The organism is Vibrio sp. Isolate32 (assembly GCF_022397955.1).
Classification (GTDB): Bacteria; Pseudomonadota; Gammaproteobacteria; order Enterobacterales; family Vibrionaceae; genus Vibrio.
In genome coordinates, this window is record NZ_JAKEUQ010000027.1 from 14,582 (window position 1) to 41,098 (window position 26,517).

Consider the following 26,517-nt stretch of genomic DNA (forward strand, 5'->3'; position numbering starts at 1 on the left):
GTCTCACTCTTTTCTGGCACCATTCGCAAACCAAATAAAAAGCCCGACAACGAGTAAGTTGGCGGGCTCTCATCAATTACTTATCTATACCACTACATTAACCGTGGCTAGTTCTACCTATGTTGTCATGACTTAGCTCTTTGTTGAGCACCGCTTCGACGTGACCAGGTGAACGAGTTGTACCAGAAATCAATCGATACATCGCAGGGATTACAAACAGAGTCACCAAGGTCGCAAAACCCATACCGAAGAAGATAACCGTACCTACCGCCACACGGCTTTCGTAACCCGCGCCTGTTGAAGTAATCAATGGGATAGCACCTGCAAGCGTAGTAAACGCCGTCATCATGATTGGACGCAAGCGTCGAGCAGAAGCATCAATGATGGCTTTTTCAAACTCAATACCGCGGTCACGCAGTTGGTTAGCAAACTCAACGATCAAGATACCGTTTTTGGTTACCATACCGATCAACATGATCATACCAATCTGGCTGTAGACGTTGAGCCCCTGACTCATCACTACCAAGCCCAAGAAGCCACCAAAGATACCCATAGGTACAGTGAACATCACCACTAACGGGTTAATGAAGCTCTCGAACTGCGCCGCCAGTACCAAATACGCCACCAACATCGCTAATGCAAACACTACCAAGATGCTCGATTGGTTCTCTTTGAAGTCTTTAGACTCGCCCGAATAGCTTACCGAAATATCACCTGGTAGTTGCTCAATAGCTTGTTCATCAAGGAAATCCAGAGCTTCGCCTAACGTGTAACCTTCCATCAGATTGGCTTTAATCGTTATCGACTTCTGCTTGTTGTAGTGAGACAAACGAATCGATGACGCGACTTCTTCAATGTGCGTCAGCGTATCTAGCGTCACCAACTCACCAGACTGAGTTCGCATGTAGATTTGGCTCAAGTCATTGGCGTTGTTGAAGCTGTTTTCGTCACCACGTAAGTACACATCATACTCTTCACCACGTTCCACAAAGGTTGTCTCACTGCGACCGCCTAGCATGATTTCTAAGGTGTCGGAGATGTCAGAAACACTCACACCCAGATCTGCCGCACGCTGCTTATCTACAGTAACCAATAGCTCTGGTGTTTGCTCTGAGTAGTCGATATCCGCGCCTTCCATCATCGGCGAATCTTCAGCTGCTTGCTTTAAGATCTCAGCCCACTTTTGCAGTTCAGAGTAATCTGAGCCACCAAGCACGAATTGTACTGGCTCACTCGACCCACCTCGGAAACCAGGCATGAATGGGAACACTCGTACATCAGGAATACCGGCTAATGACTTACGGACTTCATTCAGTGCTTCTTGCGCGGTCACGTCACGCTCATCCCAATCTTCTAGGATCATAATAACGAAGCCCGTTTGGTCACCGGCATTACCACCAAATGCTGGCGATTGAATGCTGAATGACTTCAAGAAGCCTTGACCAAGCAATGGCATTAAACGTTCTTCAACAATGTCCATGTTGGCAGACATGCGGTTGTAACTGGTTGCATCAGCACCACGAACAAACGCAAAGATAACACCGCGGTCCTCTTGCGGAGTCAGTTGCGCTGGCACTTGCTGCATCAAACCATAGCTACCACCCAAACATGCGATAATGATGATAGGAGCAGCCCAACGCCAATTTAACGCGCGGCGTAATACCGAGCGGTATCCAGACTCTAATTTGCCAAATACACGTTCAACAAACAGGTTAAAGCGGTTTGGTTTCACGTTCGCTTTGAGGATCTTACTGCCTAGCACTGGCGTTAGCGTCAGTGCAACTAACGACGAGAAGATCACCGACATAGCAAGCAATACTGAGAACTCGGTAAACAGAAGACCAACCATGCCGTCCATGAACGAGATTGGCAGGAATACCATTACTAATACAAGCGTTGTTGCGATTACCGCAAAGCCTACCTCTCGCGTCCCTTTATAAGCCGCGAGCAGTGGCGATTCACCACGTTCAATATGATGGAAAATATTCTCAACTACCACGATCGCATCATCTACCACCAAACCAATCGACAGGATTAGTGCCATCAGGGTAATCAGGTTGATAGAGAAGCCAAAATAGTACGCAGCGATAAACGACGAGATCAAAGATACCGGTACGGTTACTGCAGGAATCAGTGTTGCACGAGCTTGACCAATAAAAATGTAAAGCACGAGGATAACCAAGCCCCCCGTAATAAAGAGCGTGCTGTAAACCTCTGAAATAGAGCGGTCGATAAACACGGTCGAGTCATAATCGACGGCCAAACGAGTGCCATCTGGCAAGAACTTCTGAATCGCTTCGACTTCTTTATGTACTAGGTCAGCCACTTCAAGCGGGTTTGCATCTGATTGAGGCACGATACCCATACTGACGTTAACAACGCCGTCACTCTTAAAGGTCGAGTTTTCGTTCTCTGCGCCAATGTAAACATCAGCAACATCTTTAAGATAAATCGGCGTGTTATCAGAAGCGCGCTTGACCACTAGGTATTCAAAATCTTCCGCTTCTGTGTATGAGCGAGCAGTACGAACGGACATCACTATCGCGTCATTACGAACTTCACCACCCGGGCTCTCGATATTCTCATTGTTTAGTGCAGACGTAATATCAGATGTGGTCACACCACGCCCTGCCATTTCCGCAGGTTTTAGCTTCACGTACATGACTTTGTACAAGCCACCCGAGATATCCACCGAACTTACGCCAGAGATCAAACTAAAGCGGTCAATCAACACACGCTCTGTGTAATCGGTCAACTGCGTTCGGTCCATCTCAGTAGAGCTTAGGTTGATGTAAACCGAAGCCTCACCGCTACCGTTGTTCTTGTAAACAATCGGGTCATCAGCTTCGTCAGGCAAAGATCTCTGTGCACGAGCAACGGCGTCACGAACGTCACTAACACCAGTATTTAGGTCATAACCCAATTCAAAGGTAATCGTAATACGCGACATACCATTACGAGTGGTAGACTCGATCTCATCAATACCACTGATACCGGATAATTGGTCTTCAAGATTGGAGGTTATTTGACTCTCGATGATGGTCGCTGATGCGCCTTCGTAGCGTGTGCTGATCGATACCACTGGGCTTTCGATATCAGGCATCTCACGAACTGCAAGCTTACTAAAAGAGACAATACCAAACACAACCAATAGCAAACTCAATACGACAGCTGCTACTGGTCTCTTTACTGAAACGTCAGATAACAACATTAGTTAGCGCCTTCTTGTGCTGTTTTCTCGGTTGCTGAGACAGCCGGTCGGTTTATCGCCAGTTCCTGAACCTGAACACCATCACGCATGTTAACGATGCCCTGAACGACAATTTTCTGACCAATCTCGATACCCTTTTCAATCACAACTTCATTGTCGATACGAGCACCAAGGAAGACTTCCGTTCGCGTCGCCTTGTTATCTTCACCAACCACATAAACAAAGCGTTTAGTACCTGAGTACTCTAGGGCTTGAACTGGAATGATGGGGGCTTCAATTGGTGGGAAGTCCATCGCTGCCGACACCAACATGCCCGGCTTTAGGTAATCATTGTTGTTATCGAAATTAATTCGAACTCGAAGGTTTAATGTCTCTGTATTGATACGAGAATCAATGCCAACCACTGAACCTGTAAATTCTGTATCACCCCACGCACTGGTGCGAGCCGTCACTTTCATGCCTTTGGATAGCTTAGAAAGGTAACGTTCAGGGATCTGAAGGTCTAACTGCATGACTGAAAGGTCATCTAGGGTTACCAGTTCAGTACCCGCTGTCACCATTTTGCCGCGGCTAAAATCGATAAAACCAACCGTGCCTGAGAATGGTGCACTAATGTGGAGATCTTTTAGGTTGGCATTTGCTGCAGCCAAACGAGCATTGGCGATCTCTACATTGGTTTTCTGTGCATCAATTTCGGTTTGCGTGATCGCGTTGCGTTTCACCAAGCGTTCAAATTCCGCTAGTTTACGTTTCTCGTCTTTTAGATACGCTTGCGCTTCTGCAACTGCAGCTTTTGCCTTATCGTCATCTAACTGAACCAACATCTGACCTTTAGTCACATCTTGATTAGCTTTAATGTTGATAGAGTCAACGCGTCCAGCCACTTCAGAAGTGATCATCACTGATTGCTCAGCTTCTAATTTTCCAACTAGAGAAAGGGATTGGCTAACTTGGTGAATATCAACCTGCTCAGTAACAACAGTGACAGTGCTCGGGCCCATACGCTTTGCAAGTACGGCTGGAGACGCCATAAGAATAGACAAGCTCAGCAAGGTTAAAACAGATTTATTCTTCATAATTATGGTCTGCAAATAAGGTTTATAGCAATCAAAGTGAGTGAGTAAGTAGTCGGAAATAGCGTAGGGAAAAGGCTTGAGAACAAAGCTGATCTTTTCAACAGGACAGCTTCGATAAGGAGTTATCCTACAATCAAAAATCCTAACGCAGCTATAGAGCATTTTAACAAGCTAGAATGACAAGTTACTTACGACGATTGGTATTATTATCTATAAATGAAATTAACCGTATTCTATCAGCTGATGAATGCTGTAACGTCAAGAAGTGTAAATCTAGATTAAATTTCGTTTACGTTTCATGGTGGTTTAGCTAAAACAACAGCAAGACAGAAAGCCAATAACCTCAAGGCGTTACCCACCAGTACGTAAACCTTAGTACAGATGTTCACTTCACGAGCAATATGCGTACTTTTCACCATCTTTGCCCAAAAAGTCAGCATTTAACACAAAACCATAAGAAAAACCCTTTACAGGTTTAACGTGTTTGCTATGATGCGCTCCGCACTTGAGAGATGCGTTGGGAAAAACATCTCTTTAGCCTATCCATTATGAGTTAGGAAAAACACCCTGGAGGGGTTCCCGAGTGGCCAAAGGGAGCAGACTGTAAATCTGCCGGCACTGCCTTCGATGGTTCGAATCCGTCTCCCTCCACCATATTCTTCTTACCTCTACCTAAGAGTTAAGAGAACAACCTGATTGATGGGCTTATGGGAAACATCAATTTAGGCTTACTTTGTGAAAAGTAAGAAACACCCTGGAGGGGTTCCCGAGTGGCCAAAGGGAGCAGACTGTAAATCTGCCGGCACTGCCTTCGATGGTTCGAATCCGTCTCCCTCCACCATATTCTTCTTACCTCTACTTAAGAGTTAAGAGAACGACCTGATTGATGGGCTTTATGGGAAAACATCAATTTAGGCTTACTTTGTGAAGAGTAAGACACACCCTGGAGGGGTTCCCGAGTGGCCAAAGGGAGCAGACTGTAAATCTGCCGGCACTGCCTTCGATGGTTCGAATCCGTCTCCCTCCACCATATTCTTCTTACCTCTACTTAAGAGTTAAGAGAACAACCTGATTGATGGGCTTTATGGGAAAACATCAATTTAGGCTTACTTTGTGAAAAGTAAGAAACACCCTGGAGGGGTTCCCGAGTGGCCAAAGGGAGCAGACTGTAAATCTGCCGGCACTGCCTTCGATGGTTCGAATCCGTCTCCCTCCACCATATTCTTCTTACCTCTACCTAAGAGTTAAGAGAACAACCTGATTGATGGGCTTATGGGAAAACATCAATTTAGGCTTACTTTGTGAARAGTAAGACACACCCTGGAGGGGTTCCCGAGTGGCCAAAGGGAGCAGACTGTAAATCTGCCGGCACTGCCTTCGATGGTTCGAATCCGTCTCCCTCCACCATATTCTCCTTAATTGGAAAATCGAAAAGCCAACTCATTGAGTTGGCTTTTTTCGTTTCTAACGTTCCATATCTCTCAGCGTAACTTCTCTTCTAAATATTAGAACACTGCAATACCGATCTTATCGTAAGGCAGTTGATACCTTTGAACTTACCGATGAATCAATCACTCCAAACTTCTCTATGACGCTTACAAACCAAATAAGCTGCGCAACCTAAGCAGTTTGTAGAAACAGGGTCTTCGCAATTATCCACTACTTTCTGCTTCTGCTGCGATGAAAGTTCAGGCTCTAATATAGGCTCAAAAAACCTCGTCATATCAACTAACTCCTCGGTTTCATTTGGTTAAGTAACTAGTTAAAAAATATTAAAAATGAGTAACTTGCATTGAGGTTAGTCCACCTTATTCCCAATCCTTCCCTAACTAGTTCTCTTCCAGACACTTGCAGAGTAAAACGACCAGAAACAAAAAAGCCCCTACAGATTTCTCCGTCGGGGCTTTCAATAATCAAAGCACTGGTTTACTAACTTATTCTGTTAGCCATGCCAGAGATTAACCTTGAATACCAACAATCAACCAAGGTGCGTTGTCGGTTGTTAGGTCACGTTCTAAGTGCCAGATATCAGTGATGTCTTCTTCGATACCTTCCGAAGAATCACGGTAGCGACCGCTAAACTGAAGGCTTAGCTGTGCTTTGCTGCCGTCATGGTCTGCACGAACGATTTCAGCATCAACGTACATTACATCAGTGTGCTGATCACCATCTAGCTTGCTACGCTCAGCTTTTAGGTCTTCGAAAAGGCTTGGAGACACGTACTCTTCAATCGTGCTTAGCTCATTGTGGTTCCATGCACCTTGCAGTGTACGGTAGTGCTCACGAGAGCCGTTGATGAATGCCGCTTGATCAAAACCCGGTGGGTAGTTATGTGGAACATCGCTTTGCGCACCAAAACCAAAGCCACCAGCACCATTTTGTGAGTGAGGCTGTGCTTGCTCAAAGTTATGAACATTTGGCTGTTGCTTAGATGGTTCAAACTTGTTTTGTCCCATACCGCCAAATGCTGGCTGTTGGCCGCGTGCATTCTGCTGATTCATAGATCCCTGCTTCGCGCCAAGCATGCCACGTAGGAACTTAAACGCTAGGAAAGCAATCAGACCCATAATCAGAATATCCATGAACTGGATACCTTCAAATGCGCCACCGAAGAATGCTGCTAGTAGACCACCTGCAAGTAAACCGCCTAGCAGACCGCCCATAAGGCCTTTCTTGCTAGAGTTAGCCGCTGTGTTCTTACCGGCTTGATCTTGTCGGATTGAATTCGTGTTCTGTTGTTGCTGTTTGGGTGCAGGAGCCGTTTTGAAACTCTTACCAAAAGACTTACCACCACCAAACTTTTTCGCTTCCGCGATTGGTGTCACCGCGACTGATACCATCAGAATCGCGACTAGTGAGAAAAATCGTTTCATTATTATCCTTTATAGGTTTCTTTATCTTTCGACACCTTAATCATACTCGTTAACAAAGCACAATGAAATATTCACTGTGTTTACACATGTTTCATAATATTGCAGCGATTAGTTGATTACTAAACTAGCGAAAGGATTGACGGCACTCAGGGGCAGCATTAAAATATTGAACGATGTTCATTTACTAGAAACTACTCATGGCACGCAGAAACGACCACACTCGAGAACAATTGATCCAGCTGACTTTAAATACAGTGACAGACTTTTTAGAGCAGCACTCCTATCACGAGTTGAGCCTACGAAAAATCGCGAACATGATTGGTTATGTACCGAGTACCCTGGTAAATGTGTTTGGTAACTACAACCTTTTGCTTCTTCATGTCGTAGCTAAAACGCTAGATGAACTCGCTGCTGAATCTGCAACTGCCGTCGAACAATCAAGTAATGCGCAGCAAGCGTTATTTAATCTTGCATACTGCTACCACGATTTTGCACAAAAACACCCTCACCGTTGGCAGCTTATCTTTGAGCACAACATGAACGGTGAAAACCTTCCTGAATGGCAATCAAACCGCATTGATAGAATGACAGGCATGCTAGAGCAGCTGCTAGTAGCGATTGCTCCTGAACATACTAAAAGCGAAGTCGTTAAAGCCAGCCGTGTATTATGGTCTGGAGTACACGGAATTACTCTACTTAGCGTTGACGATAAATTTTTCGCCGCTGAGCCAATCGATGGTAAAGAGTTGATCAATAATCTAGTCTCAAACTACTTAACCAACTGGTAATCATCCAAGGAAAGACAATGAACAACAGCAGCCAATCTTCGCTGTTAACGCAAAAAAGGTTCCTACCCTACTTTATTACCCAATTTCTAGGAGCCTTTAATGACAACATATTCAAAAATGTCCTGTTACTGTTTGTTGCTTTCGTAAGCGTAGATACGCTGCCTATTTCTAGCAATCTATTCATTAATTTGGCCGCAGGCCTGTTTATTCTGCCCTTCTTCCTATTCTCTGCGTTGGCCGGTGTACTGGCTGACAAATACGAAAAATCTTGGTTTATCCGTAAAGTAAAACTCCTTGAAGTGGTAATTATGTCACTGGGTGCGATCGGTTTTATCTACGAAAGTTACGGAATACTGCTTCTACTTCTATTCCTTATGGGAACGCAAAGTGCCTTTTTTGGCCCAGTTAAGTACGCCCTGCTTCCGCAGCAACTAGAAACGAAAGAACTGGTATCTGGTAATGCTCTCGTCGAAACAGGTACATTCTTAGCGATCCTGATTGGTACTCTAGGCGCAGGCATCATTGCATCGGAAGAAAGTGCAAAGCTCATTGCCGCAGTGTGTATTGTTTCGTTCGCCGTACTGGGCTATGTATCAAGCTGCTTTATTCCACAAGCGCCAAGTAATGCACCAGACTTGAAAGTAAAGTGGCAACCTATAAAGCTCACCCGCGCGACACTGGCTATTGCCAAAAAAGACCGCCCAACCTTTCAAGCACTGATGTCTATCAGCTGGTTCTGGTTCCTTGGTGCGGCTTACCTAACTCAGTTTCCCAACTTCACTAAACTGCACCTAAACGGCACTGAAAGCTCCGTCGCCTTTTTACTGGCGCTGTTCTCGGTAGGCATCGCGATCGGCTCTTTGACTTGCGATAAGTTATCTAATCACCGCATTGAAATCGGCATCGTGCCAATGGGCAGCTTAGGTATCTCGATCTTTGGCCTTTTGATGGCGATATCCATCCCGGAGTCTTTGCCTGACTTTAGCTCTTTCCACCAATTCGTAACCTATTCAGAGCTGTGGCCGCTATTTGCTTATCTTCTACTATTGGGGATCTCTGGCGGTATCTTTATTGTTCCTCTGTATTCGCTGATGCAGTTACGTGCCAAGCCAGATGAACGTGCCCAAGTGATTGCCGGGCTCAATATTTATAACTCACTGTTCATGGTGGGAAGTGCGGTTTTAGGTATTGTTTGCCTCAGTGTTCTAGAGCTTTCAATTCCACAGCTGTTTGTGTTGCTCGCGTTGGGAAACACTTTGGTTATGCTGTACCTGTTTCATCAGGTGCCTATATACGCTTTCCGTTTCTTTACATGGGTGGTCACTCACACCATGTACCGAGTTAAGCATAAGAACTTACATCACCTGCCAGAAAAAGGGGGCGCGTTGATTGTCTGCAACCATGTGAGTTATATGGATGCACTACTGCTGAGTGCAGTTTGCCCTCGGCTTATCCGTTTTGTGATGGAAGAGGATTACACCAAATTACCGCCGATTCGACGTTTCTTGAAAAGAGCTGGGGTTATTCCAATCTCCGCGACCAACCGCAACTCGATTAGAAACGCCTTCAAAGAAGTAGAACACGCTCTCCATGAAGGTCACATTGTGTGTATTTTCCCAGAAGGAAAGCTAACTTCTGATGGCGAAGTGGCTGAGTTCATGCGCGGTATGGAGCTGATTATCAAACGCTCCCCTGTCCCTGTGATCCCAATGGCTCTCAAAGGATTATGGGGCAGCTACTTTAGTCGTTACAAAGGCCGTGCCTGTAAAGGGCTACCCACTCGTTTTTGGACCAAGTTAGAGATAGAAGCTGGTGAGCCTATTTCACCTAAACAAGCCTCTTGTGAAATTCTTCGACAATCGGTATCTGACCTTCGCGGATCACAGCGCTAGATAACGAGCCCTTTATTCATATCCGCTGAACAAGCGTTAAGTTTTCCTTAACGTTTGTTCAATTCATTTAGACTTACTTATCATTTTATTGAACGTATAGTGGTCTCATTACAATAACGCCACAACAAAACAAGACTCTAAATACAATGAACCTAAAAAAGTCCGTTCCATTTTATCTTGCTGCACTGTTTTGCTTAACACCTTGGGTTAGCTCACCGACCGCTCTTGTTATCGGTTTCCTGCTTGCTAGTTTAGGTTTAGTCCCGGAACACTTGGAAGTCGGTAAACTCACCAAGAAACTACTAGCCTACTCCATTGTTGGCTTAGGTTTTGGCATTCAGTTTGAAAAAGCATTAGCGGTAACCGGCGATGGCATTGGGCTCATTGTAACGACGATTATCGGTACATTAGTCATTGGTTGGTTCTTGGGTAAGCGAATGGGGCTGGACCGTACCACGGGCTACCTTATCTCTTCTGGTACAGCGATTTGTGGTGGTAGTGCGATAGCAGCTGTGGCACCTGCGATTAAAGCGGACGATGAACAGATTGGCTTGGCGTTAGCCACTGTATTCGTGTTGAACTCGGTCGCCCTATTCTTGTTCCCGATGATTGGTCACGCGCTAGAACTCAGCCAACAAACATTTGGTACTTGGGCAGCTATTGCGATTCACGATACGTCTTCTGTAGTAGGTGCTGCTTCGGCTTATGGCGAAGAAGCACTGACGACAGCGACAACATTGAAGCTCGCTCGAGCACTTTGGATCATCCCAATCGCTTTAATCAGCGCGATGATCTTCAAGAATGCTCAAAAGAAGATTACGATTCCTTACTTCATTTTCTTCTATTGCGCCGCTATCGCGGTGAGTGACTTACTGCCACAGTTTGAGGTGGTCTACCAAGGGATTTTTGACGTATCCAAACGTGCGCTGGTTGTGTGCCTGTTCTTAATTGGCTGTGGTATTTCAGTTGAGAAGTTAAAAGCAGCTGGGCCGAAGCCATTGATGTTTGGTATTACAATGTGGGTCATGATCTCGACGGGTTCGTTAGCGTGGTTAACTCTCGCTTAGCTCGCCAAGAAGCGCTCTAGATGGTTATTTAGATATTTAGATATTTAGATATTTAGATATTTAGATATTCAAATTAGCGAGCAACAAAACAAAAAGGCAAAGCTCATATGAGATTTGCCTTTATCGTTTGTCTCGTATATTGACCGAATCACTATTCAAACAGCGGCTTATCACTCTTCTTGCTCTCTCTTTTCATCAAAACCAATACCACCACTAACACAAACGCGGTGAGTTCAGCTAACGAACGCGTCAGCCCTGACGATGTGATCGCTTGGCCTATCTGCAGTAATATTGCAATGATGAGGGCAATTTTCATAATAAGACCTTATTCTATAATCCGTTATTTATATGGCCTTATTATGATGTATGGTTATAAAGATAATAAATTCTGTTTTGAACTATCTAATTGCTAAATTAACTAACGTAACTGCCCCTCTAGCCACTTAATAAAGGTTCTTACCTTGGGCCGTTTTTCCGCGCCTAGCGGGCAGATTAAGTCATACCCTTGGTCTGTATCCATGCTCGGATAAGGCGTTATGAGCTCACCAGTCTGAATGTACTGCTTAACAAAATGATAGCGCCCCATCGCAACGCCAATATTGCTGAGAGCACTTCTTACGCCCATATCGCGGTGGCTTACGCAGTAAAATTGCTCAAACAAATTAACATCCAAGCCGTGGTGTTTAATCCAACGCTGCCATACATCTGACCCTAGTGCATGAATGAAATTAATCCGGTGTAAAGACTCTACACCATCGTCAAAGATATCGTGCTCAGCCGCGTAGCTCGGCGTACATACCGGAATATACTTTTCACCAAACAGACGCTGTCGATGCATGTCTTTGAGGTTTTCAGCACCATAGTAAATGGCGACATCGAGATGATTTTGATGAAAATCCTGCTCTTCTTGCGAGAAAATATTGAGATTAAACTTAGGATATCGCTGTTTAAAATCAGCCAGTCTTGGCAGTAACCAACTGTTGGCAAATGCAGGGCTGGTACCAATATTGATCTGTCCATACAAATCTGTGTTGGTAATGTCTTCAATCTCACCAAAAATAGAGCTTAACGATTTGGATAACGTTCGTTGAAAGCGCTGGCCTTCTTCAGTCAGTTCCAGTTTACGAGTTCCTCGCACAAACAAGTTAAATCCGAGTTCACCTTCTAATACTTTGATTCGATGGCTAATGGCTCCCTGAGTCAGATGCAACTTTTTCGCCGCTAGCGTAAAGCTCATTTTCTCTGCAGCAACATTAAAAGTATGAAGATTTCTCAGTAAAGATTGATGGTTAGCCATACGAACTCATGCATTAAAAATTTTAATTCATACTACTACCCGTTTCGTTTGTTTGCATTAAGAAATAAGTTTTTAATAGCCGCAGTTACTTAAAATCCTGCCTCGATCAATCTTTGACTCTATACATTGACGAGCAGAAACATTAAAAAAGTTAATTACAAACTTAGGGGTACATATGAATATACTCGGGTATATGCAAAAAGTAGGTAAGGCATTGATGGTTCCCGTAGCCACACTGCCAGCTGCAGCAATTCTTATGGGGATCGGCTATTGGTTGGATCCTGTAGGTTGGGGGTCAGAAAGTATCTTAGCCGCATTCTTGATCAAATCCGGTGGGGCGATCATCGACAACATGGCGGTTCTGTTCGCGGTGGGTGTCGCATTTGGTTTGAGCCGTGATAAGAATGGTTCTGCGGCACTGTCTGGTTTTGTGATGTTCCTAGTCGTCACCACGCTACTTGCTCCAGGCTCTGTTGCTCAATTAATGGATGTTGAACTCAGTGAAGTGCCAGCGGCATTTGGCAAAATCAGCAACCAATTCGTAGGTATCATTGTCGGTATCATCTCTGCTGAGATTTACAACCGCTACTCAACCGTCGAACTTCCTCAAGCTCTCGCATTCTTCAGCGGTAAGCGTTTGGTTCCTATCCTGACTTCAATCGCAGGTATGGCTCTCTCTTTTGCTCTACTCTACATCTGGCCAGCTGTTTACGACGCTCTGATCCTTCTGGGTATTAAACTAGAAAGCATGGGCGCAGTTGGGGCTGGTCTGTTTGGTTTCTTCAACCGTTTGTTCCTATCAGTTGGTATGCACCACGCTCTTTACCCTGTGTTCTGGTTCGACGTTGTAGGTATTAACGACATTCCAAACTTCCTAGGTGGCGCGCAATCTATCGCTAACGGCACGGGTATTCCGGGTAAAACAGGCATGTACCAAGCGGGCTTCTTCCCTATCATGATGTTTGGCCTACCAGCAGCAGCATTAGCGATGTACCATTGTTCTGATGCGAAAAACAAAAACCAAGTATTCGCAATCATGCTTGCGGCAGCTATGGCTTCATTCTTCACTGGCATTACAGAACCGCTAGAGTTCAGCTTCATGTTCCTAGCACCAGTGTTATTCCTACTGCACGCAGTATTGACAGGCCTATCGCTTTACATTGCAGCAAGCATGGAATGGATGGCAGGCTTCGGCTTCTCTGCAGGCTTCGTTGACCTAGTATTGTCTAGCCAAAACCCACTAGCGGTTAACTGGTACATGCTACTGGTTCAAGGTGCGGTGTTCTTCGCGCTTTACTACGGTATTTTCCGCTTCGCTATCATCAAGTTCAACCTACGTACTCCAGGTCGTGGGGAAGAGATGGAAGCAGAAAAAGAAACTGAAACGCCAGAAGCATTGGCTAACCTAACCAATTGCTACATTGAAGCGGTTGGCGGTGCAGACAACATTCTAGAAGTTGATAACTGTATAACTCGTCTACGCTTAACTGTAAAAAACTCAGGTGCAGCAGACAGCGATAAACTGAAGAAACTAGGTGCGGCAGGTGTAGTACCAGTTGGTAAAGGTGGCCTACAAGTTATCATTGGCCTAGGTAAGGTAGATAAAGTCGCTGAACAAATGAAGAAGGTACTCGCTTAACGCATACCTTGAATGACACAATAAAATACTAAGAATTTGTGATGGCTTCACCACCATCACAACCCCCTGAAGCGCAATTACGACTAGTCACCGTGTATTGCGCTTCATTTTATTGCTCTCACTCTATTTAGAGCGAGCCTGCTGTAACCATTGCGCCAATCCAGCACGCGAAACCTTAATACCTAACTGTTCTTGCTGAGGCATGCGGTAGTACTCAATAGGGAACTTAAATCGCTCTAGGCTTCCTTGTAGTTGATCTGAAAACCATTCTTTGGTTGGTATTTCATCACAGTCAATAATCGCAACGGGTCTAAAACCAAATTCACTGTCTTCAACGGGGATGATAAAGGCTTGCTTAACCTCAGGCAGTTGACTAAGTGCTCTCTCAATTTCTTCACAGTGAATATTCTCACCGCCAGAAATAAACTGATTGTCGGCTCTGCCAATAATCGACACTTGCTCGCCACCCCATTGACCAAGATCTTTACTATCAAACCAGCCATTCTCATCCACTAATGGGGTTAAAGTGCCTTGATAGTAGTAACCAGAAGCGAGGGTATTACCTCCAATATAGATACGTTGTTTTTCAATTTTCAATTGACGATGATTCAGCACAAAACCTGCAGTACTGCTCGCATCAACAAGCTTTGCCGTCACCGTTGAGGCCGCTTCCGTCATGCCATAACCAAGCCAAGTCTCAATCCCCATTTTCTGAGCTTCAAGACCAAGCGCTTCTGGAATATGGCTTCCACCTAACAGCACATGAGTTAAAGTAAGTGCTTGCTTACTCTTTAATAACCTATATAGCTGAGTAGTAACCAACGAAGCATGACTACACCCCTTGATATCGGATTCAAGCGGGCCAATACCCATTTTTATACAGCCACCAGCAACTAGCCAACGATGAACAATCGCCAGCCCTGACACATGGTACATAGGTAAACTCAGCAGCCAAGTATCACTGCCTTTAAATTGGAAGGCGTCCAGTAACCCGGCAGCAGAACATAGGTGCTGCTCAAGTGTGTGAGCCACCGCTTTAGGGTTTCCAGTAGAACCCGAAGTAAATACGATACTCGCGAGGTTTTGAGAACTAAAACAAAAAAGTTCTGACGTTGCTGTTGGTTTGTCATCAACATTCAACGCGCTCAGACAAGGCAATGTAAGTAACTGAGTGTTTGCATCTGTAACATCAGACAGATCTAAACCGCCACTTTCTAACAGCCATAGATAACGTCTATCCGACAGCCTATAAAGCGATTCAAGCTTTTGCATTAAGCGAGCTGACGGCTGAGGCATAGTAAACGCGCAAAGCACACCTAGATTCAATGCCGCAAGATAAACGGGGATCACTTCGGCTTGGTTCTTACCAACAATGGTCAACACATCGCCTTCAGAGAGGCCTTGTTCTGATAGCCGTTGTTGATAATCACTCACTAACGCCACGACTTGCAGCCAAGTATAAGCACTGTCGGGAGTGACGAATGCGGTTTGATGTGGGTTCTGCAGCGCCCACTGTACCCAGAGCGGGTGATGATTAGATTTTGGGCGCATCATATGATAACCAAGTTAAAGATTGAAAACTGATTGAGCCAACCGAACAATCGGCCTACGAAGACCAAATCAGTTGCTGCTGTTCAAGAGTCGCAACAGGAAGTTGGCAACCTGGCCATGGTACTTCTAGCTGTTGTTGATACAAACCAATCGTATCAAGCCCCGGCACTTCATTAGGCAGGTACTGCTGTGCCAGTCGAGCAATCTGAGTTAAGCCAAGGCTCGACTCAATACTTGAGCTTAAAACAGGCTTAATACCAAGTTGCTGTGCACGCTCAATGATTGCCACACAACGCTCTACCGAGCCGATTAAGGTTGGTTTAATTACCACAGCCTTAACGCCAGTTAAATCACTTAAATCAAACTCAGGATTACTCACCGCCTCTTGCAGTGTTTCGTCCCAAGCAATTGCTACGCCGTGGTCGATGGCAAATACCAAGCTGTCTTCTGGCTTTTGGCAAGGCTCTTCAATAAAGCTAATGCGCTGACGAAGTGATGGCGAAATGTATTTAATGAACTGCTTCGCTTTTTCAGGCTTCCAAGCTCGGTTAGCATCTAGTCGTAGCGTTAAATCAGGAATCGACTCAAGGAATAAGCTCACCAGCATCCCATCACGAATCGCTTCGTAAAGGCCAACTTTGACTTTAGCGACCTTCTCACCTTCCATCTCATTAAGCACAGGGATCAGTTCATCTGGGTCACCAGTACATAGAGGCGCAGCTTGGTAGTTACCTTCCGCATTGAGTTCGCCTTGAAGCTCCATCAACGCCATTGAAAAACCAAACGCCACTGACGGATAAAGTTCATCGAATGGGGTGTTAGATTTGTTGTGACTCCAAAGCTCTAGCTCGTTTTGTAACTGGATGCCGGCTTGCTCGGCATCTTCTTGACTAAAGCCCGGCAAAGGTGCGACTTCGCCAAAACCAGACTTACCATCACACTCAAGATGGATAATGTAGCCAACACGTTCGTTCAACTTATTATCACGCAGCACCACGCCACTATCCATAGGTAGTTGATAACGATATAGTTTAGCGTGACGCTGGGAATTCATTGAATTCATAAGGTTTCCTAAAAAACGGGAACATTAAAACAAAACGAGCCGCTATTTAGCGACTCATTCTTAAGAGGATAAAACTATGGGTTACGCGGAAATTTGTCGAAGTCAGGTCGACGTTTCTCGTTAAACGCATTACGGCCTTCTTGGCCTTCCTCTGTCATGTAGAACATCATGGTTGCATTACCTGCAAGCTCTTGCAGACCGGCTTGCCCATCACAGTCGGCATTCAGCGCTGCTTTCAGACAACGTAGCGCCATTGGGCTGTGTTGCAGAACTTCACGACACCAACGAACGGTTTCTTTTTCTAGGTCGGCGACAGGCACAACCGTGTTCACCAAGCCCATATCCAATGCTTCTTGAGCATCGTAGAAACGGCACAGGAACCAGATTTCGCGCGCTTTCTTCTGACCAACGATACGAGCCATGTAAGAAGCACCCCAACCGCCGTCGAACGAACCTACTTTAGGACCAGTCTGACCAAATTGAGCGTTGTCTGCTGCAATAGTAAGGTCAGCCATCATATGAAGCACGTGACCACCACCTACAGCCCAACCCGATACAGCTGCGATTACTGGCTTAGGACAAGTACGGATTTGGCGTTGGAAATCAAGCACGTTCAGGTGGTGAGTACCTGAATCATCTTTKTAACCGCCGTAGTCACCACGAATACTTTGGTCACCACCAGAACAGAACGCCTTTTCACCAAGCCCCGTCAAAATGATCACGCCTACTTTCTCGTCGTAACGAGCGTCAGCCAGTGCATTGATCATCTCTTTTACGGTTTGTGGACGGAACGCATTGTGCACTTGAGGGCGAGCAATCGTGATTTTCGCAATACCGTCATCAGACTTGTGGTATTGAATATCTTCATATTGACTGCTTTCATCGCGCCAGTTAACGGCTGCGTAAAGTTCTTCTTCTGTGATGCCTACTGTTTTAGCCATGGTGATTCCCATTGTTCTATTAGAGACCACGACTAACGAGTAGTCGTGACGGTGTTGCTCTGCTTTTGCTAGTGCTTGATACGAGAGAACCGCGCAGTCAGATTAACGACTGGCGATACATTGGATTATCAGGTTGGAAAACAGCTCGGGTTGCTCAAAATGAACATTATGACCAGCGTAATCCACCTGACTATATTCAAAGCCACTATTCTCAGCTAGCTCCATGAATTTACGATCTTTTTCTCCGCATACATAATGCAATATATGCTCATGAGATTTCAATGTGGCACGTAAATCCGGTTGCTTAGCTAACGAAGTAGATAACAACATATTTGCTACGGATACTCCAAGGTTACCACTACGCTTTATGACCAAAGTTTGTCTTTGCTCATGATTTAGTGAAGAAAAGACACTTTGTTGGTACCAATCGTCTAAAACATCCTCAATCGACTGCTGTGCAAAGCGCACGGCCCATTGCGTATCATGTACTAACCTTTGCGCTCTTTCTTCGTCACACTCCAAACCAAAGTTACCACCTTCGATGATGATTTTTTCAAGGTTAAGTGTTTCGAAGCAAGGGCTTGTCACCCCATACATGGCGAGCCTTCCTCCCATTGAGTAGCCAATCACCACGATAGGATGTTCTGCAGGAAGGTCGTTCTCCTCCAACTGAGAAGTGATGCACTGAACAATCTTGGTACAGCAATGATCAAAGCCTACAGGGTCGATAAAGCGGCTTTGTCCGTGTCCGGGCAAATCTATGCAAAGACGAGGAAAATCCTCGAGGAAGGGGTGACATGCACTCCAATCATCCCCGCTTCCGAGTAAACCATGTAAAAAAACAAGCAAAGGTTTTTCAGAAGATTCTTGTACTGCTGGGTAATAATTGGAGTAAAGCATGTAAAGTCCTTAGGCTAATGCCTCAGTGAGCATTGAGCTGAATTGCTTCAGCAAAGTAGACGCTTGTTCGGGAGGCGTCTTAACTTCTACGAGCAAGGTACCCTGACCTTGTTCAAAATGTTGTTCGATGAGCGTTTGATAGCAATTCAAGGTTTCTGGTGCCGCATAACCAAGCTGGAATTGCGCAGCAGCATGTTCAAAACTAAAACCATGAGGCATCTGATATAGAGATTGTTTTTGTTGCTCAGGAACCGGCAACAAATCAAAGATTGCCCCGCCATCGTTATTGGTGACCACAATAACCATTGGCGTTGTATTATGAGTGAGTAGCGCCAGCGAATTGAGGTCATACAACAAAGAGGTGTCGCCAATCAGCATCATCAAAGGATTCTGGTTGGCTTTTATCACGCCCGCAGCCGTTGCCACCAAGCCATCAATGCCCGACGCACCACGGTTGCTATAAACTTGAGTCGCAGATATTGATGACAACATATCCACCAGCCTTACCATCAAGCTATTTCCCACAAATAACTCTCTGCCTTTAAGTCTAGACGACAAGTCAACGGCGACGCTCAACTCTGTAAGTTGATCATTATTAGAGATTTGTGCCAATGCCAATTGTTGAACTGTGTTCGCGACTTCCGCCAAAGGTGCCGCCCAACCAGCATGTTCTCCCAACAGCGTTGGTAGATGCTGCTCTGATAACCAATATTCGATATCAGCGACGATGTGAGTTTGAGGCAGATGATCTTGATTAATACGATGCGCATCTGGTGAAACAACGATGTACTGCGATGAACAAAATGTAGCAGCTTGCCCTTTTACCCATTGGTTAAGACGCTTAGAAACGATGCGCTCACCAAACTGGATAATAAAGTCACACTGGCTAAGCTGTGCTTTGGCTGCGTCACTTTGCAACCATAAATCATAGTGTTTCCAGTCACTGCTGACACCCGATTGAGGGTCACAGAAAACTGGCCAGCCCAAAGCTGACGCAAACTGCTTGGCTTTAATTGCAGCTTCATTCTCGATAGAACCAATAATCACCGCGCCTTTGCGAGCGACATAATCACTTGCTGAAACAGGCTGAGCGTTTAAATAGCTGGGCAAATACGTGTTCGAGTAGAGGCTGGTTGAAGCTCTCCAACCTGCCACGCTATTGGTGTAATCCGCATACATCTCTGCGCTATTAGCGGAATAAAGAGGTTCTGGGAACGGACAGTTGATATGAATAGCCCCACCGACACTGCGTTGTTTCGCCAGTGCACTATCAACCGATGTCAAAAGCCAATTCAAAGAAACTTGTGTCGTAGGGCTTGGAAGGTTAAGCGCCGTTTCAACGTGAGACGAAAAGATGCCCTGCTGTTGAATCGCTTGGTTTGCACCACAATCGACTAAATCAATCGGTCGATCAGAGGTCAGCAAGATTAACTTTTCTCGCGTTAATCCAGACTCAGCGGTCGCTGGTAGAAGGTTAGCGACGGCAGTACCGGAAGTAACAATCACCGCAACTGGCTTGTTGCTCGCTTTAGCTAAGCCTAGAGCAAGAAAGCCAAGCCCGCGCTCATCAAAGTGCGTATGTAAGGTTAGCTTAGAGTTAGCTTCGGCTTCGAGTGTTAATGGTGTAGAACGAGAGCCCGGTGCGATGCAAACATGTTCAACACCGCTGCGTGTAAGCTCTTCAAGTAACGTGTGACACCAAACTCTATTTAATACGGCTTGGTCGTGGTTCATGATGCGACACCCAGTGGTGGGTGATCTGAAATTAGGCTCAACAAGGTCGACATCTTCTTGTTCAACTCTTGCCACTCATGTTCGGCCACCGATCCTGGTACGATCCCCGCGCCCGCAAACAGTTGTACTTGATCGTTTACAACCAATGCACTTCGAATCGCCACACAGAATTCCGCTCGTTGATGACTAATGTAACCGACTGAACCTGCATACCAACCTCTCGCAAACGGTTCGTGTTCTAGAATGAAGTCCATTGCTTCTTTGCGCGGTAAACCGGCTACGGCTGCGGTTGGTTGTAAAGCCGCAAGTAACTGAACGCCATTAACGCCGTTATTAAGCTGCGCGTGAATATTGCGTTTTAGGTGCTGCACCTTACGCAAACGAACAAGGCGCGCATCTTTCTCTACGTGCACAGATTGTGAATGAGGCGTGAGACGCTCAATGATGTCGTCGACCACATATTGGTTCTCATTGAGGTTTTTAGTGTCTTGAGAAAGCCAGTTGGCTAGCTCCATATCCTCGGTCGCGTTCTCGCCACGACCAATAGTCCCAGCCAGTGCCTCTGTATCGAGCTCGGTGCCATATCGGCTATATAGGCGCTCAGGCGTCGAGCCAATAAAGCTGTGTTTCGAATCCAGTACCAGCATAAAGTGGAAGCTGTGATGATTTTGCAGATAGCTCGCTTTAAGGAGTTGAGCGGCACAAATAGGCGCATCAAGCTTTAGCGTCGTTTTACGCGCCAAAACCACCTTCTTATATTCTTCGTCACTGATGCCTTTGAGTACTTTCTCAACCAAACCGCCCCACTGTTCTCTTTCTGGAACGTGGTTAATCTGTTCAATATGCGCAGACAAGGGAGCCAATATCGCAGCATCAACAGATAGCTTATTCAGAGCATTAATAGACGCAACGCGATCAGGTGATAAGTTAACGGCCAGCGACCAAGTGTCGTCAAAGCGAATCAATTCTATCTGAGGAAGAAAGAAGAAAGACTCCATGCAACGGCGATTTTTTTCAGTGTGGCCGTCAAACGAACGTCCACCCCAGATTCGCTGGTCTTCACCAAGAATCGCATACGCGGGAGCTGGATCTGAAAATGTGTGTAACTGACCAAGCGCAACCACCTCTTCACGAGTGTCGCGTGACTGCCAGTAAAACTTAGGAAAAAGCGGTTGAGCATGAAGCCATTCGATAAATGCAAACGATGGTTTTTGCGTGAGAACTTCAACACAACGAACTTCGCTTGCTTGGGCATTTTGTACTCGCTCAATCAAAGCGGAGATAGTTTGCTGGAAATGTGACAAATCGACCTCGTTCACATCTAAATTCTTATTATATTAGTTTGATACTTTATGAGTAGCACCCACTTAGATCAAGAATGTCCGATATCTTTTCAACATTCCTGTGACTTTAAGCGAGCCCCTCTATCATTTTAGACAATAACCATAAAAGCGATGAATTAAAACTTAGAAAAGGGTGACAACAAAAAGACCAAACGTGACACTGAAATGCGATATTCATCAGATTTTTATTCTATCAAACGCCATTTTGCGGTACTTTAATAAAGTATTTAAATTAATTTCAGGAAATCGGCAATGCAAAATATCGGGATGTCGTCAAAACTCAACAGCGTATGCTACGAAATCAGGGGGCCTGTACTCAAACATGCTAAGCGCATGGAAGAAGAAGGGCATAAAATACTAAAGCTTAATATTGGTAACCCCGCCCCATTTGGTTTTGACGCCCCTGATGAAATCCTTGTTGACGTAATCCGTAACCTGCCGACATCTCAAGGTTACTGCGACTCAAAAGGTATCTATTCAGCCCGTAAAGCGGTTGTTCAACACTACCAGAAAAAAGGTCTACGCAATCTTGACGTAGAAGACGTTTACATTGGTAACGGTGCTTCAGAGCTTATCGTTATGTCTATGCAAGCGCTACTAGATAATGGTGATGAAATCTTAGTTCCCGCTCCAGATTACCCTCTATGGACAGCGTCTGTTGCGCTTTCTGGTGGTACTCCGGTTCACTACATGTGTGATGAAGATGCAGACTGGTATCCAGATCTGGATGACATGCGCGCAAAGATCTCACCGAAGACTCGCGGCATCGTTCTTATCAACCCGAACAACCCTACAGGTGCGGTTTACAGCCGTGATTTCCTGCTTCAAGTTGTCGAGATTGCACGTGAACACGGCCTAATCATCTTCGCTGATGAGATTTACGACAAAGTCCTTTACGACGGCGCTGTACATACTTCTGTGGCAACACTTGCTGAAGACGTACTGATGGTAACGTTCAACGGCCTATCTAAAGCTTACCGTGTTTGTGGTTTCCGTGGTGGTTGGATGTTCCTAACGGGCCCTAAACATTTGGCCAAAGGTTATGTTGAAGGTTTAGAAATGCTTGCCTCTATGCGTTTGTGTGCCAACGTACCAATGCAGCACGCAATCCAAACGGCATTGGGTGGCTATCAGAGTATCAATGAACTGATCCTGCCTGGCGGCCGCCTACTTGAGCAACGTGACCGAGCATGGGAACTTATCAATAAGATCCCAGGTGTTTCTTGTGTGAAGCCAAAGGGCGCGATGTACCTGTTCCCGAAGATCGATACCGAGATGTACAACATCAAAGACGATCAGAAGTTCGTACTCGACTTCCTAAAGCAAGAAAAAGTACTGTTAGTACAAGGTACAGGCTTCAACTGGCCTAAGCCTGACCACTTCCGTATTGTGACTTTGCCACATATTGAAGACCTTGAAGTCGCAATTGGTCGCCTAGAGCGCTTCTTGCAGACTTACAATCAAGACGACCTTATTGAAGGTTAATCAGCACAAAGAAAAGTGGCTACAATTTGCTGTTTTAAAAGACTTTAACTTGTATTCATTCACTTCTATGCTTAAAAGGCTCCAGTTTAGGAGCCTTTTTTGTATCCGCTGTCTCGTTCTGTTTGAGTTAACATAAGGTACGAGTGGAGCACTCTTTAGAAAGGACACTTATGAAACAGAGCCATTTCTTCGCCCATCTCGCACGTATGAAACTTATCCAGCGCTGGCCTCTCATGCGCTCCGTATCAAGCGAGAATATTTCAGAACATAGTCTACAGGTCGCATTCGTTGCCCATGCCTTGGCACTTATCAAAAACAAAAAGTTTGATGGCAAACTCAATCCAGAACACATTGCCCTAATCGGGATGTACCATGACACCAGCGAAGTACTGACAGGTGATCTGCCTACCCCCGTAAAATACTACAACCCAGACATAGCTCAAGAGTATAAGAAGATAGAAGCCGCCGCAGAGCAGAGACTGCTTTCGATGCTGCCAGAAGAGTTTCAAGACGACTTCGCGCCTTTCTTGATCTCCGGCACCGCCAGCAAAGAAGAACAAAATATCGTAAAACAAGCCGACACTATCTGTGCTTATCTCAAATGTTTAGAAGAGCTCAGTGCAGGCAACCATGAGTATGAACAAGCTAAACGTCGGCTAGAAGAGACTCTCGAACAGCGCAAAAGTCCTGAAATGGACTACTTTCTCACCACCTTTGCCCCAAGCTTTGAATTATCACTAGACGAGATAAGCTAGCTGGGTATAAGTTGCTTGTAATTAGTTAAATAAAATCAATTTGATAGGTGATATTTTGAATTCTCAACTCGAATCTTCTTTTGTACTCGAACAAGAGTGGCAACATCGAAATGACGATGAACACAAAATAAGACGTGATGATCACCGCAGTCCTTATCAACGTGACCGAGCACGCGTGCTTCACTCTGCCGCTTTTCGTCGACTACAAGCAAAAACTCAAGTGCACGGTACCACAGTTAATGACTTTCACCGCACGCGCTTAACCCACTCGCTAGAAGCAGCTCAGCTTGGCACAGGTATAGTTGCTCAACTGAAAAAAAAGCAGCCCGAGTTTCGAGACCTATTACCGTCAGACAGCTTGATTGATTCACTGTGTTTGGCTCACGACATCGGTCATCCGCCATACGGACATGGCGGCGAAGTCGCACTCAACTATATGATGCGCGGCCACGGCGGCTTTGAAGGCAACGCTCAAACGTTTCGTATTGTCACACAGCTAGAGCCTTACACTGAGCATCACGGGATGAACCTATCTCGACGCACTTTGTTAGGTCTGATTAAGTACCCTTCTCTGCTTAGTGAGGTTCAAGCTAAATTGCAGTCTGAGCCCGTTAAGCACCAGCGACAGCTCCGATCCAAAGATTGGATGCCAGCAAAAGGTATCTACGATCATGATGAAGAACTGTTTAACTGGGTACTAGAGCCGCTTTCTGCTAACGATCAAAAACTTCTCAAACAAAAGAGAAAGTCTTCCACAGAGCCACTCGAACATAACAAGACTAAGTACAAGTCACTCGACTGTTCCATCATGGAGCTTGCGGACGACATTGCCTATGGCGTCCATGATCTGGAAGATGCGATCGTGCTTGGCTCAGTGACTAAAGCACAATGGGTCGAATCGGCTTACCCGCAACTGAAAGAGATAGCCGATCCTTGGATTTGTGGACACCTAGATTCAATTACTGAAATGCTGTTCTCTGGTGAACAGTATCGTCGAAAAGATGCGATTGGTGGAATCGTCAACGCACTGTTGACCAGTATCTCAATCAAGCGAGTAGATGCTAGCTTTGAGAGTGTGCTGTTGGCTTACAATGCGGCGCTTGAACCTAGCATGGACGGCACGCTCGATAAATTGAAACACTTTGTCAGCGAGTTTGTCATTCAAGTGCCGCAGGTTCAAGTTATTGAGTACAAAGGTCAGCAGATCATCATGGATATGTTTGAAGCCTTCAGCGCCGATCCTGAACGCTTGTTGCCACTGCCAATCAAGAAGCAATGGCTACAACATCAAGATGAATCCAGAAAGATGCGCGTGATTGCCGATTACATCTCGTCAATGACCGACGACCTTGCTCAGAAGATGCACCAACAGTTGTTTTCAGCACATACAGAATTCTAGACTTACTCGCGGTGCTTGGAGTCAGCACATTTAGACAAATATTGGTGAGATTAAGCTAAGTAGTTTTTCTCAAATACGCCCGGCGGCATTTGATTGATTTGAAACTGAATCATTTGGTCAAATGCCGTTAGTAGCGGACTGAAATCTCGGTCACCTTCTAACAAGTTCAGCAAATGGTACCCGGCTTCTACCGTCGACAAGCTATTTTCGCTTGGCGCTTTACGGATTCGGTAATTGCCTTTGAGATCTTTTGGCAGGTGGACCGTGCTTAGCGCATGCAAGTTGCTAGACACTTGCCACATCTTAAATGCCTTCTTCCAAGTTCCATCCAACAGAATCACTCGCAGCTTTTTATTTGGACGTGTTACAGACTCGACAGACACAGAGTGTTCACTCGGGTACAAAATCACGTGCTGATATTGCGTATCAGCCAGCATGGCATTCAGTTGTTCATTGTCTGAAAAGTCTTCACCGACAAACGTCACGCTATTACTTAAAGATAGCGAGAGAATACGTGCAGTTCCCATCGGACGATGCTCTTCTGATGGGTGCTGAAGAATGATAAGCTCAACGTTCGATTCTAGTGGTGTAACCCACTGACAAATACAAGCTTTCAACGCCTTACTGCATTGGGGGCAATAACGAGACATGGATGTAATGTGTACCCTGTTTTAATTTTCACTTCACTTTTATGCGTCATATTCCAACTAGAGCCAGTGCAGACTTGGGTCGTTTGGGATAAAAGTGCGATTGTCGATGGACAATGGTGGCGAATCCTAACAGGAAACTTTTCACATACCAACTACTCACATCTTCTGATAAATCTAGCAGGCTTGTGGATCATCAGCTATCTGTTTCAACCGAGCAAAAAACAGCTTGTTGTTGCTTTGCTTGTGATTAGTTTAGCGACTGGGGTCGCTCTGTTATTTTCGAGTATTCAGATCTACGTTGGTCTATCTGGCACTTTGCATGGGTTATTTGGCTTATTCGCGCTCAGAGAGGCTTTAAACGGCAGGAAATCTAGTTGGCTGTTAATGTTGGGATTAGTCGCTAAAGTCGCTTGGGAGCAGCTTATTGGTCCTTCTAGTACGACTGGTGAATTGATTAACGCTCGTGTCGCGATTGAAGCCCACCTAGCAGGTGCACTGGCCGGGGGCTTCATAGCTATCGTTTTAAACCTAACCAATAAAGAAACGGATCAAAGTTGAATTCTTTCGCGGTTCTTTTTAACTGTCGCTTCACCTATCCCTTTCACACTCGCCAAGTCATCAGCAGTTGTAAACGCACCGTTCTGCTCTCTGTAGTCGACAATCTCTTGGGCTTTTTTGTCACCAACACCAACCAGTAGTGCTGATAGCTCCTCTGCTGTCGCTGTATTGATGTTAACCGTAATCTCAATCCCATCGTAAAGCTCGGCCTTGGTTGGGCTATCTGCAAACACAACAGGGCTTAAAAGCATTAGAAATGAAAGAAGTAATGTTGAGTATATCGTGCGCATAAATC

General features: G+C 45.4%; 22 protein-coding genes and 5 tRNA genes. 13 read left to right on the forward strand and 14 right to left on the reverse strand.

The features are described 5' to 3' along the window. Positions 1–97: 97 nt before the first annotated feature. The 3 genes from vexH to L1D11_RS18025 all read right to left on the reverse strand — a co-directional run bounded on the left by vexH (position 98) and on the right by L1D11_RS18025 (position 4,727). On the reverse strand, positions 98–3,211 hold the full coding sequence (gene vexH / locus L1D11_RS18015) for a vibriobactin export RND transporter permease subunit VexH (RefSeq protein WP_239834095.1): 3,114 nt from the start codon (positions 3,209–3,211) through the stop codon (positions 98–100). Beyond that, positions 3,211–4,287, reverse strand: a complete 1,077-nt coding sequence (locus L1D11_RS18020; RefSeq protein ID WP_239834096.1) for an efflux RND transporter periplasmic adaptor subunit — start codon at positions 4,285–4,287, stop codon at positions 3,211–3,213. Before L1D11_RS18020 ends, vexH begins: the two co-directional genes overlap by 1 nt. Before the next feature lie 296 nt (positions 4,288–4,583). Then, positions 4,584–4,727 (reverse strand): hypothetical protein, encoded by a 144-nt coding sequence (locus L1D11_RS18025; RefSeq protein WP_239834097.1) that lies wholly within the window; start codon positions 4,725–4,727, stop codon positions 4,584–4,586. 129 nt (positions 4,728–4,856) lie between these two features. On the opposite strand from L1D11_RS18025, the gene L1D11_RS18030 reads away from it, so the two are divergent. The 5 genes from L1D11_RS18030 (at position 4,857) to L1D11_RS18050 (ending at position 5,694) form a co-directional block, all read left to right on the forward strand. Beyond that, positions 4,857–4,941: transfer RNA gene (locus L1D11_RS18030), tRNA-Tyr, on the forward strand. Positions 4,942–5,043: 102 nt separating this feature from the next. Then, positions 5,044–5,128, forward strand: a tRNA-Tyr gene (locus L1D11_RS18035). Between the two features lie 104 nt (positions 5,129–5,232). Beyond that, a tRNA-Tyr gene (locus L1D11_RS18040) sits at positions 5,233–5,317 on the forward strand. A gap of 104 nt (positions 5,318–5,421) precedes the next feature. Then, a tRNA-Tyr gene (locus L1D11_RS18045) sits at positions 5,422–5,506 on the forward strand. 103 nt (positions 5,507–5,609) lie between these two features. Beyond that, positions 5,610–5,694, forward strand: a tRNA-Tyr gene (locus tag L1D11_RS18050). 551 nt (positions 5,695–6,245) lie between these two features. Here the strand turns inward: L1D11_RS18050 and L1D11_RS18055 are convergent. Continuing rightward, the gene (locus L1D11_RS18055; protein WP_239834098.1) at positions 6,246–7,160 is read right to left on the reverse strand and encodes a TIM44-like domain-containing protein; all 915 of its coding nucleotides are present in this window, start codon (positions 7,158–7,160) and stop codon (positions 6,246–6,248) included. 197 nt (positions 7,161–7,357) lie between these two features. Here L1D11_RS18055 and L1D11_RS18060 point away from each other — a divergent pair, with 197 nt between their 5' ends. The 3 genes from L1D11_RS18060 to L1D11_RS18070 all read left to right on the forward strand — a co-directional run bounded on the left by L1D11_RS18060 (position 7,358) and on the right by L1D11_RS18070 (position 10,907). After that, complete coding sequence (locus L1D11_RS18060; RefSeq protein WP_239834099.1) at positions 7,358–7,948, forward strand: TetR-like C-terminal domain-containing protein; 591 nt, start codon at positions 7,358–7,360, stop codon at positions 7,946–7,948. A 17-nt stretch (positions 7,949–7,965) separates the two neighbouring features. After that, positions 7,966–9,840 carry an MFS transporter gene (locus L1D11_RS18065; RefSeq protein WP_239834100.1) on the forward strand — a complete coding sequence of 625 codons (1,875 nt, stop codon included), beginning with the start codon at positions 7,966–7,968 and terminating at the stop codon, positions 9,838–9,840. Between the two features lie 146 nt (positions 9,841–9,986). Beyond that, positions 9,987–10,907 carry a putative sulfate exporter family transporter gene (locus tag L1D11_RS18070; RefSeq protein ID WP_239834101.1) on the forward strand — a complete coding sequence of 307 codons (921 nt, stop codon included), beginning with the start codon at positions 9,987–9,989 and terminating at the stop codon, positions 10,905–10,907. A 151-nt stretch (positions 10,908–11,058) separates the two neighbouring features. Here L1D11_RS18070 and L1D11_RS18075 read toward each other — a convergent pair whose 3' ends face one another. Continuing rightward, complete coding sequence (locus tag L1D11_RS18075; protein WP_239832217.1) at positions 11,059–11,223, reverse strand: hypothetical protein; 165 nt, start codon at positions 11,221–11,223, stop codon at positions 11,059–11,061. Between the two features lie 102 nt (positions 11,224–11,325). Continuing rightward, the gene (locus tag L1D11_RS18080; protein ID WP_239832218.1) at positions 11,326–12,204 is read right to left on the reverse strand and encodes a LysR substrate-binding domain-containing protein; all 879 of its coding nucleotides are present in this window, start codon (positions 12,202–12,204) and stop codon (positions 11,326–11,328) included. Positions 12,205–12,397: 193 nt separating this feature from the next. Here L1D11_RS18080 and nagE point away from each other — a divergent pair, with 193 nt between their 5' ends. Further along, complete coding sequence (nagE, locus tag L1D11_RS18085) at positions 12,398–13,843, forward strand: N-acetylglucosamine-specific PTS transporter subunit IIBC (protein ID WP_239832249.1); 1,446 nt, start codon at positions 12,398–12,400, stop codon at positions 13,841–13,843. A 123-nt stretch (positions 13,844–13,966) separates the two neighbouring features. Here the strand turns inward: nagE and menE are convergent, their stop codons facing one another. The 6 genes from menE to L1D11_RS18115 all read right to left on the reverse strand — a co-directional run bounded on the left by menE (position 13,967) and on the right by L1D11_RS18115 (position 21,336). Continuing rightward, complete coding sequence (gene menE, locus L1D11_RS18090) at positions 13,967–15,397, reverse strand: o-succinylbenzoate--CoA ligase (protein ID WP_239832219.1); 1,431 nt, start codon at positions 15,395–15,397, stop codon at positions 13,967–13,969. 52 nt (positions 15,398–15,449) lie between these two features. After that, positions 15,450–16,457 carry an o-succinylbenzoate synthase gene (gene menC / locus L1D11_RS18095; protein ID WP_239832220.1) on the reverse strand — a complete coding sequence of 336 codons (1,008 nt, stop codon included), beginning with the start codon at positions 16,455–16,457 and terminating at the stop codon, positions 15,450–15,452. Positions 16,458–16,531: 74 nt separating this feature from the next. Next, positions 16,532–17,398 (reverse strand): 1,4-dihydroxy-2-naphthoyl-CoA synthase, encoded by an 867-nt coding sequence (gene menB / locus L1D11_RS18100; RefSeq protein ID WP_239862660.1) that lies wholly within the window; start codon positions 17,396–17,398, stop codon positions 16,532–16,534. Positions 17,399–17,500: 102 nt separating this feature from the next. Then, positions 17,501–18,298, reverse strand: a complete 798-nt coding sequence (gene menH, locus L1D11_RS18105; RefSeq protein ID WP_239832221.1) for a 2-succinyl-6-hydroxy-2,4-cyclohexadiene-1-carboxylate synthase — start codon at positions 18,296–18,298, stop codon at positions 17,501–17,503. Positions 18,299–18,307: 9 nt separating this feature from the next. Continuing rightward, the gene (menD, locus tag L1D11_RS18110) at positions 18,308–20,032 is read right to left on the reverse strand and encodes a 2-succinyl-5-enolpyruvyl-6-hydroxy-3-cyclohexene-1-carboxylic-acid synthase (RefSeq protein ID WP_239832222.1); all 1,725 of its coding nucleotides are present in this window, start codon (positions 20,030–20,032) and stop codon (positions 18,308–18,310) included. Next, a complete protein-coding gene (locus tag L1D11_RS18115) occupies positions 20,029–21,336 on the reverse strand; it encodes an isochorismate synthase MenF (RefSeq protein ID WP_239832250.1) in 1,308 nt (435 codons plus the stop codon). The genes menD and L1D11_RS18115 overlap by 4 nt, the downstream gene beginning before the upstream one ends. A gap of 291 nt (positions 21,337–21,627) precedes the next feature. Between L1D11_RS18115 and L1D11_RS18120 the strand changes: the two genes are divergently transcribed. The 3 genes from L1D11_RS18120 to L1D11_RS18130 all read left to right on the forward strand — a co-directional run bounded on the left by L1D11_RS18120 (position 21,628) and on the right by L1D11_RS18130 (position 25,014). Beyond that, the gene (locus tag L1D11_RS18120; protein ID WP_004739935.1) at positions 21,628–22,860 is read left to right on the forward strand and encodes a pyridoxal phosphate-dependent aminotransferase; all 1,233 of its coding nucleotides are present in this window, start codon (positions 21,628–21,630) and stop codon (positions 22,858–22,860) included. A 170-nt stretch (positions 22,861–23,030) separates the two neighbouring features. Further along, on the forward strand, positions 23,031–23,615 hold the full coding sequence (gene yfbR, locus L1D11_RS18125; RefSeq protein ID WP_004739934.1) for a 5'-deoxynucleotidase: 585 nt from the start codon (positions 23,031–23,033) through the stop codon (positions 23,613–23,615). Between the two features lie 55 nt (positions 23,616–23,670). Then, entirely contained in the window at positions 23,671–25,014 is a 1,344-nt protein-coding gene (locus L1D11_RS18130; RefSeq protein ID WP_239832223.1) for an anti-phage deoxyguanosine triphosphatase, read from the forward strand. Between the two features lie 50 nt (positions 25,015–25,064). Here L1D11_RS18130 and L1D11_RS18135 read toward each other — a convergent pair whose 3' ends face one another. Continuing rightward, a complete protein-coding gene (locus L1D11_RS18135) occupies positions 25,065–25,664 on the reverse strand; it encodes a DTW domain-containing protein (RefSeq protein ID WP_239832224.1) in 600 nt (199 codons plus the stop codon). 9 nt (positions 25,665–25,673) lie between these two features. On the opposite strand from L1D11_RS18135, the gene rrtA reads away from it, so the two are divergent. Continuing rightward, positions 25,674–26,222: a rhombosortase gene (gene rrtA, locus L1D11_RS18140; RefSeq protein WP_239832225.1), complete on the forward strand. Its 549-nt coding sequence runs from the start codon at positions 25,674–25,676 to the stop codon at positions 26,220–26,222. Here rrtA and L1D11_RS18145 read toward each other — a convergent pair. Beyond that, the gene (locus tag L1D11_RS18145; protein WP_239832226.1) at positions 26,213–26,512 is read right to left on the reverse strand and encodes a ComEA family DNA-binding protein; all 300 of its coding nucleotides are present in this window, start codon (positions 26,510–26,512) and stop codon (positions 26,213–26,215) included. The two genes, rrtA and L1D11_RS18145, sit on opposite strands and share 10 nt — an antisense overlap. Positions 26,513–26,517 lie beyond the last annotated feature (5 nt).

Coding starts and splice junctions, on each gene's coding strand:
- L1D11_RS18025 (WP_239834097.1), bottom strand. CDS start 4,727: ATGCTGACTTTTTGGGCAAAGATGGTGAAAAGTACGCATATTGCTCGT.
- menC (WP_239832220.1), bottom strand. CDS start 16,457: ATGAATTCAATGAATTCCCAGCGTCACGCTAAACTATATCGTTATCAA.
- vexH (WP_239834095.1), bottom strand. CDS start 3,211: ATGTTGTTATCTGACGTTTCAGTAAAGAGACCAGTAGCAGCTGTCGTA.
- nagE (WP_239832249.1), top strand. CDS start 12,398: ATGCAAAAAGTAGGTAAGGCATTGATGGTTCCCGTAGCCACACTGCCA.
- L1D11_RS18020 (WP_239834096.1), bottom strand. CDS start 4,287: ATGAAGAATAAATCTGTTTTAACCTTGCTGAGCTTGTCTATTCTTATG.
- L1D11_RS18065 (WP_239834100.1), top strand. CDS start 7,966: ATGAACAACAGCAGCCAATCTTCGCTGTTAACGCAAAAAAGGTTCCTA.
- L1D11_RS18060 (WP_239834099.1), top strand. CDS start 7,358: ATGGCACGCAGAAACGACCACACTCGAGAACAATTGATCCAGCTGACT.
- L1D11_RS18120 (WP_004739935.1), top strand. CDS start 21,628: ATGCAAAATATCGGGATGTCGTCAAAACTCAACAGCGTATGCTACGAA.
- L1D11_RS18080 (WP_239832218.1), bottom strand. CDS start 12,204: ATGGCTAACCATCAATCTTTACTGAGAAATCTTCATACTTTTAATGTT.
- menD (WP_239832222.1), bottom strand. CDS start 20,032: ATGAACCACGACCAAGCCGTATTAAATAGAGTTTGGTGTCACACGTTA.
- menE (WP_239832219.1), bottom strand. CDS start 15,397: ATGATGCGCCCAAAATCTAATCATCACCCGCTCTGGGTACAGTGGGCG.
- L1D11_RS18075 (WP_239832217.1), bottom strand. CDS start 11,223: ATGAAAATTGCCCTCATCATTGCAATATTACTGCAGATAGGCCAAGCG.
- L1D11_RS18070 (WP_239834101.1), top strand. CDS start 9,987: ATGAACCTAAAAAAGTCCGTTCCATTTTATCTTGCTGCACTGTTTTGC.
- L1D11_RS18145 (WP_239832226.1), bottom strand. CDS start 26,512: ATGCGCACGATATACTCAACATTACTTCTTTCATTTCTAATGCTTTTA.
- L1D11_RS18055 (WP_239834098.1), bottom strand. CDS start 7,160: ATGAAACGATTTTTCTCACTAGTCGCGATTCTGATGGTATCAGTCGCG.
- menH (WP_239832221.1), bottom strand. CDS start 18,298: ATGCTTTACTCCAATTATTACCCAGCAGTACAAGAATCTTCTGAAAAA.
- yfbR (WP_004739934.1), top strand. CDS start 23,031: ATGAAACAGAGCCATTTCTTCGCCCATCTCGCACGTATGAAACTTATC.
- L1D11_RS18135 (WP_239832224.1), bottom strand. CDS start 25,664: ATGTCTCGTTATTGCCCCCAATGCAGTAAGGCGTTGAAAGCTTGTATT.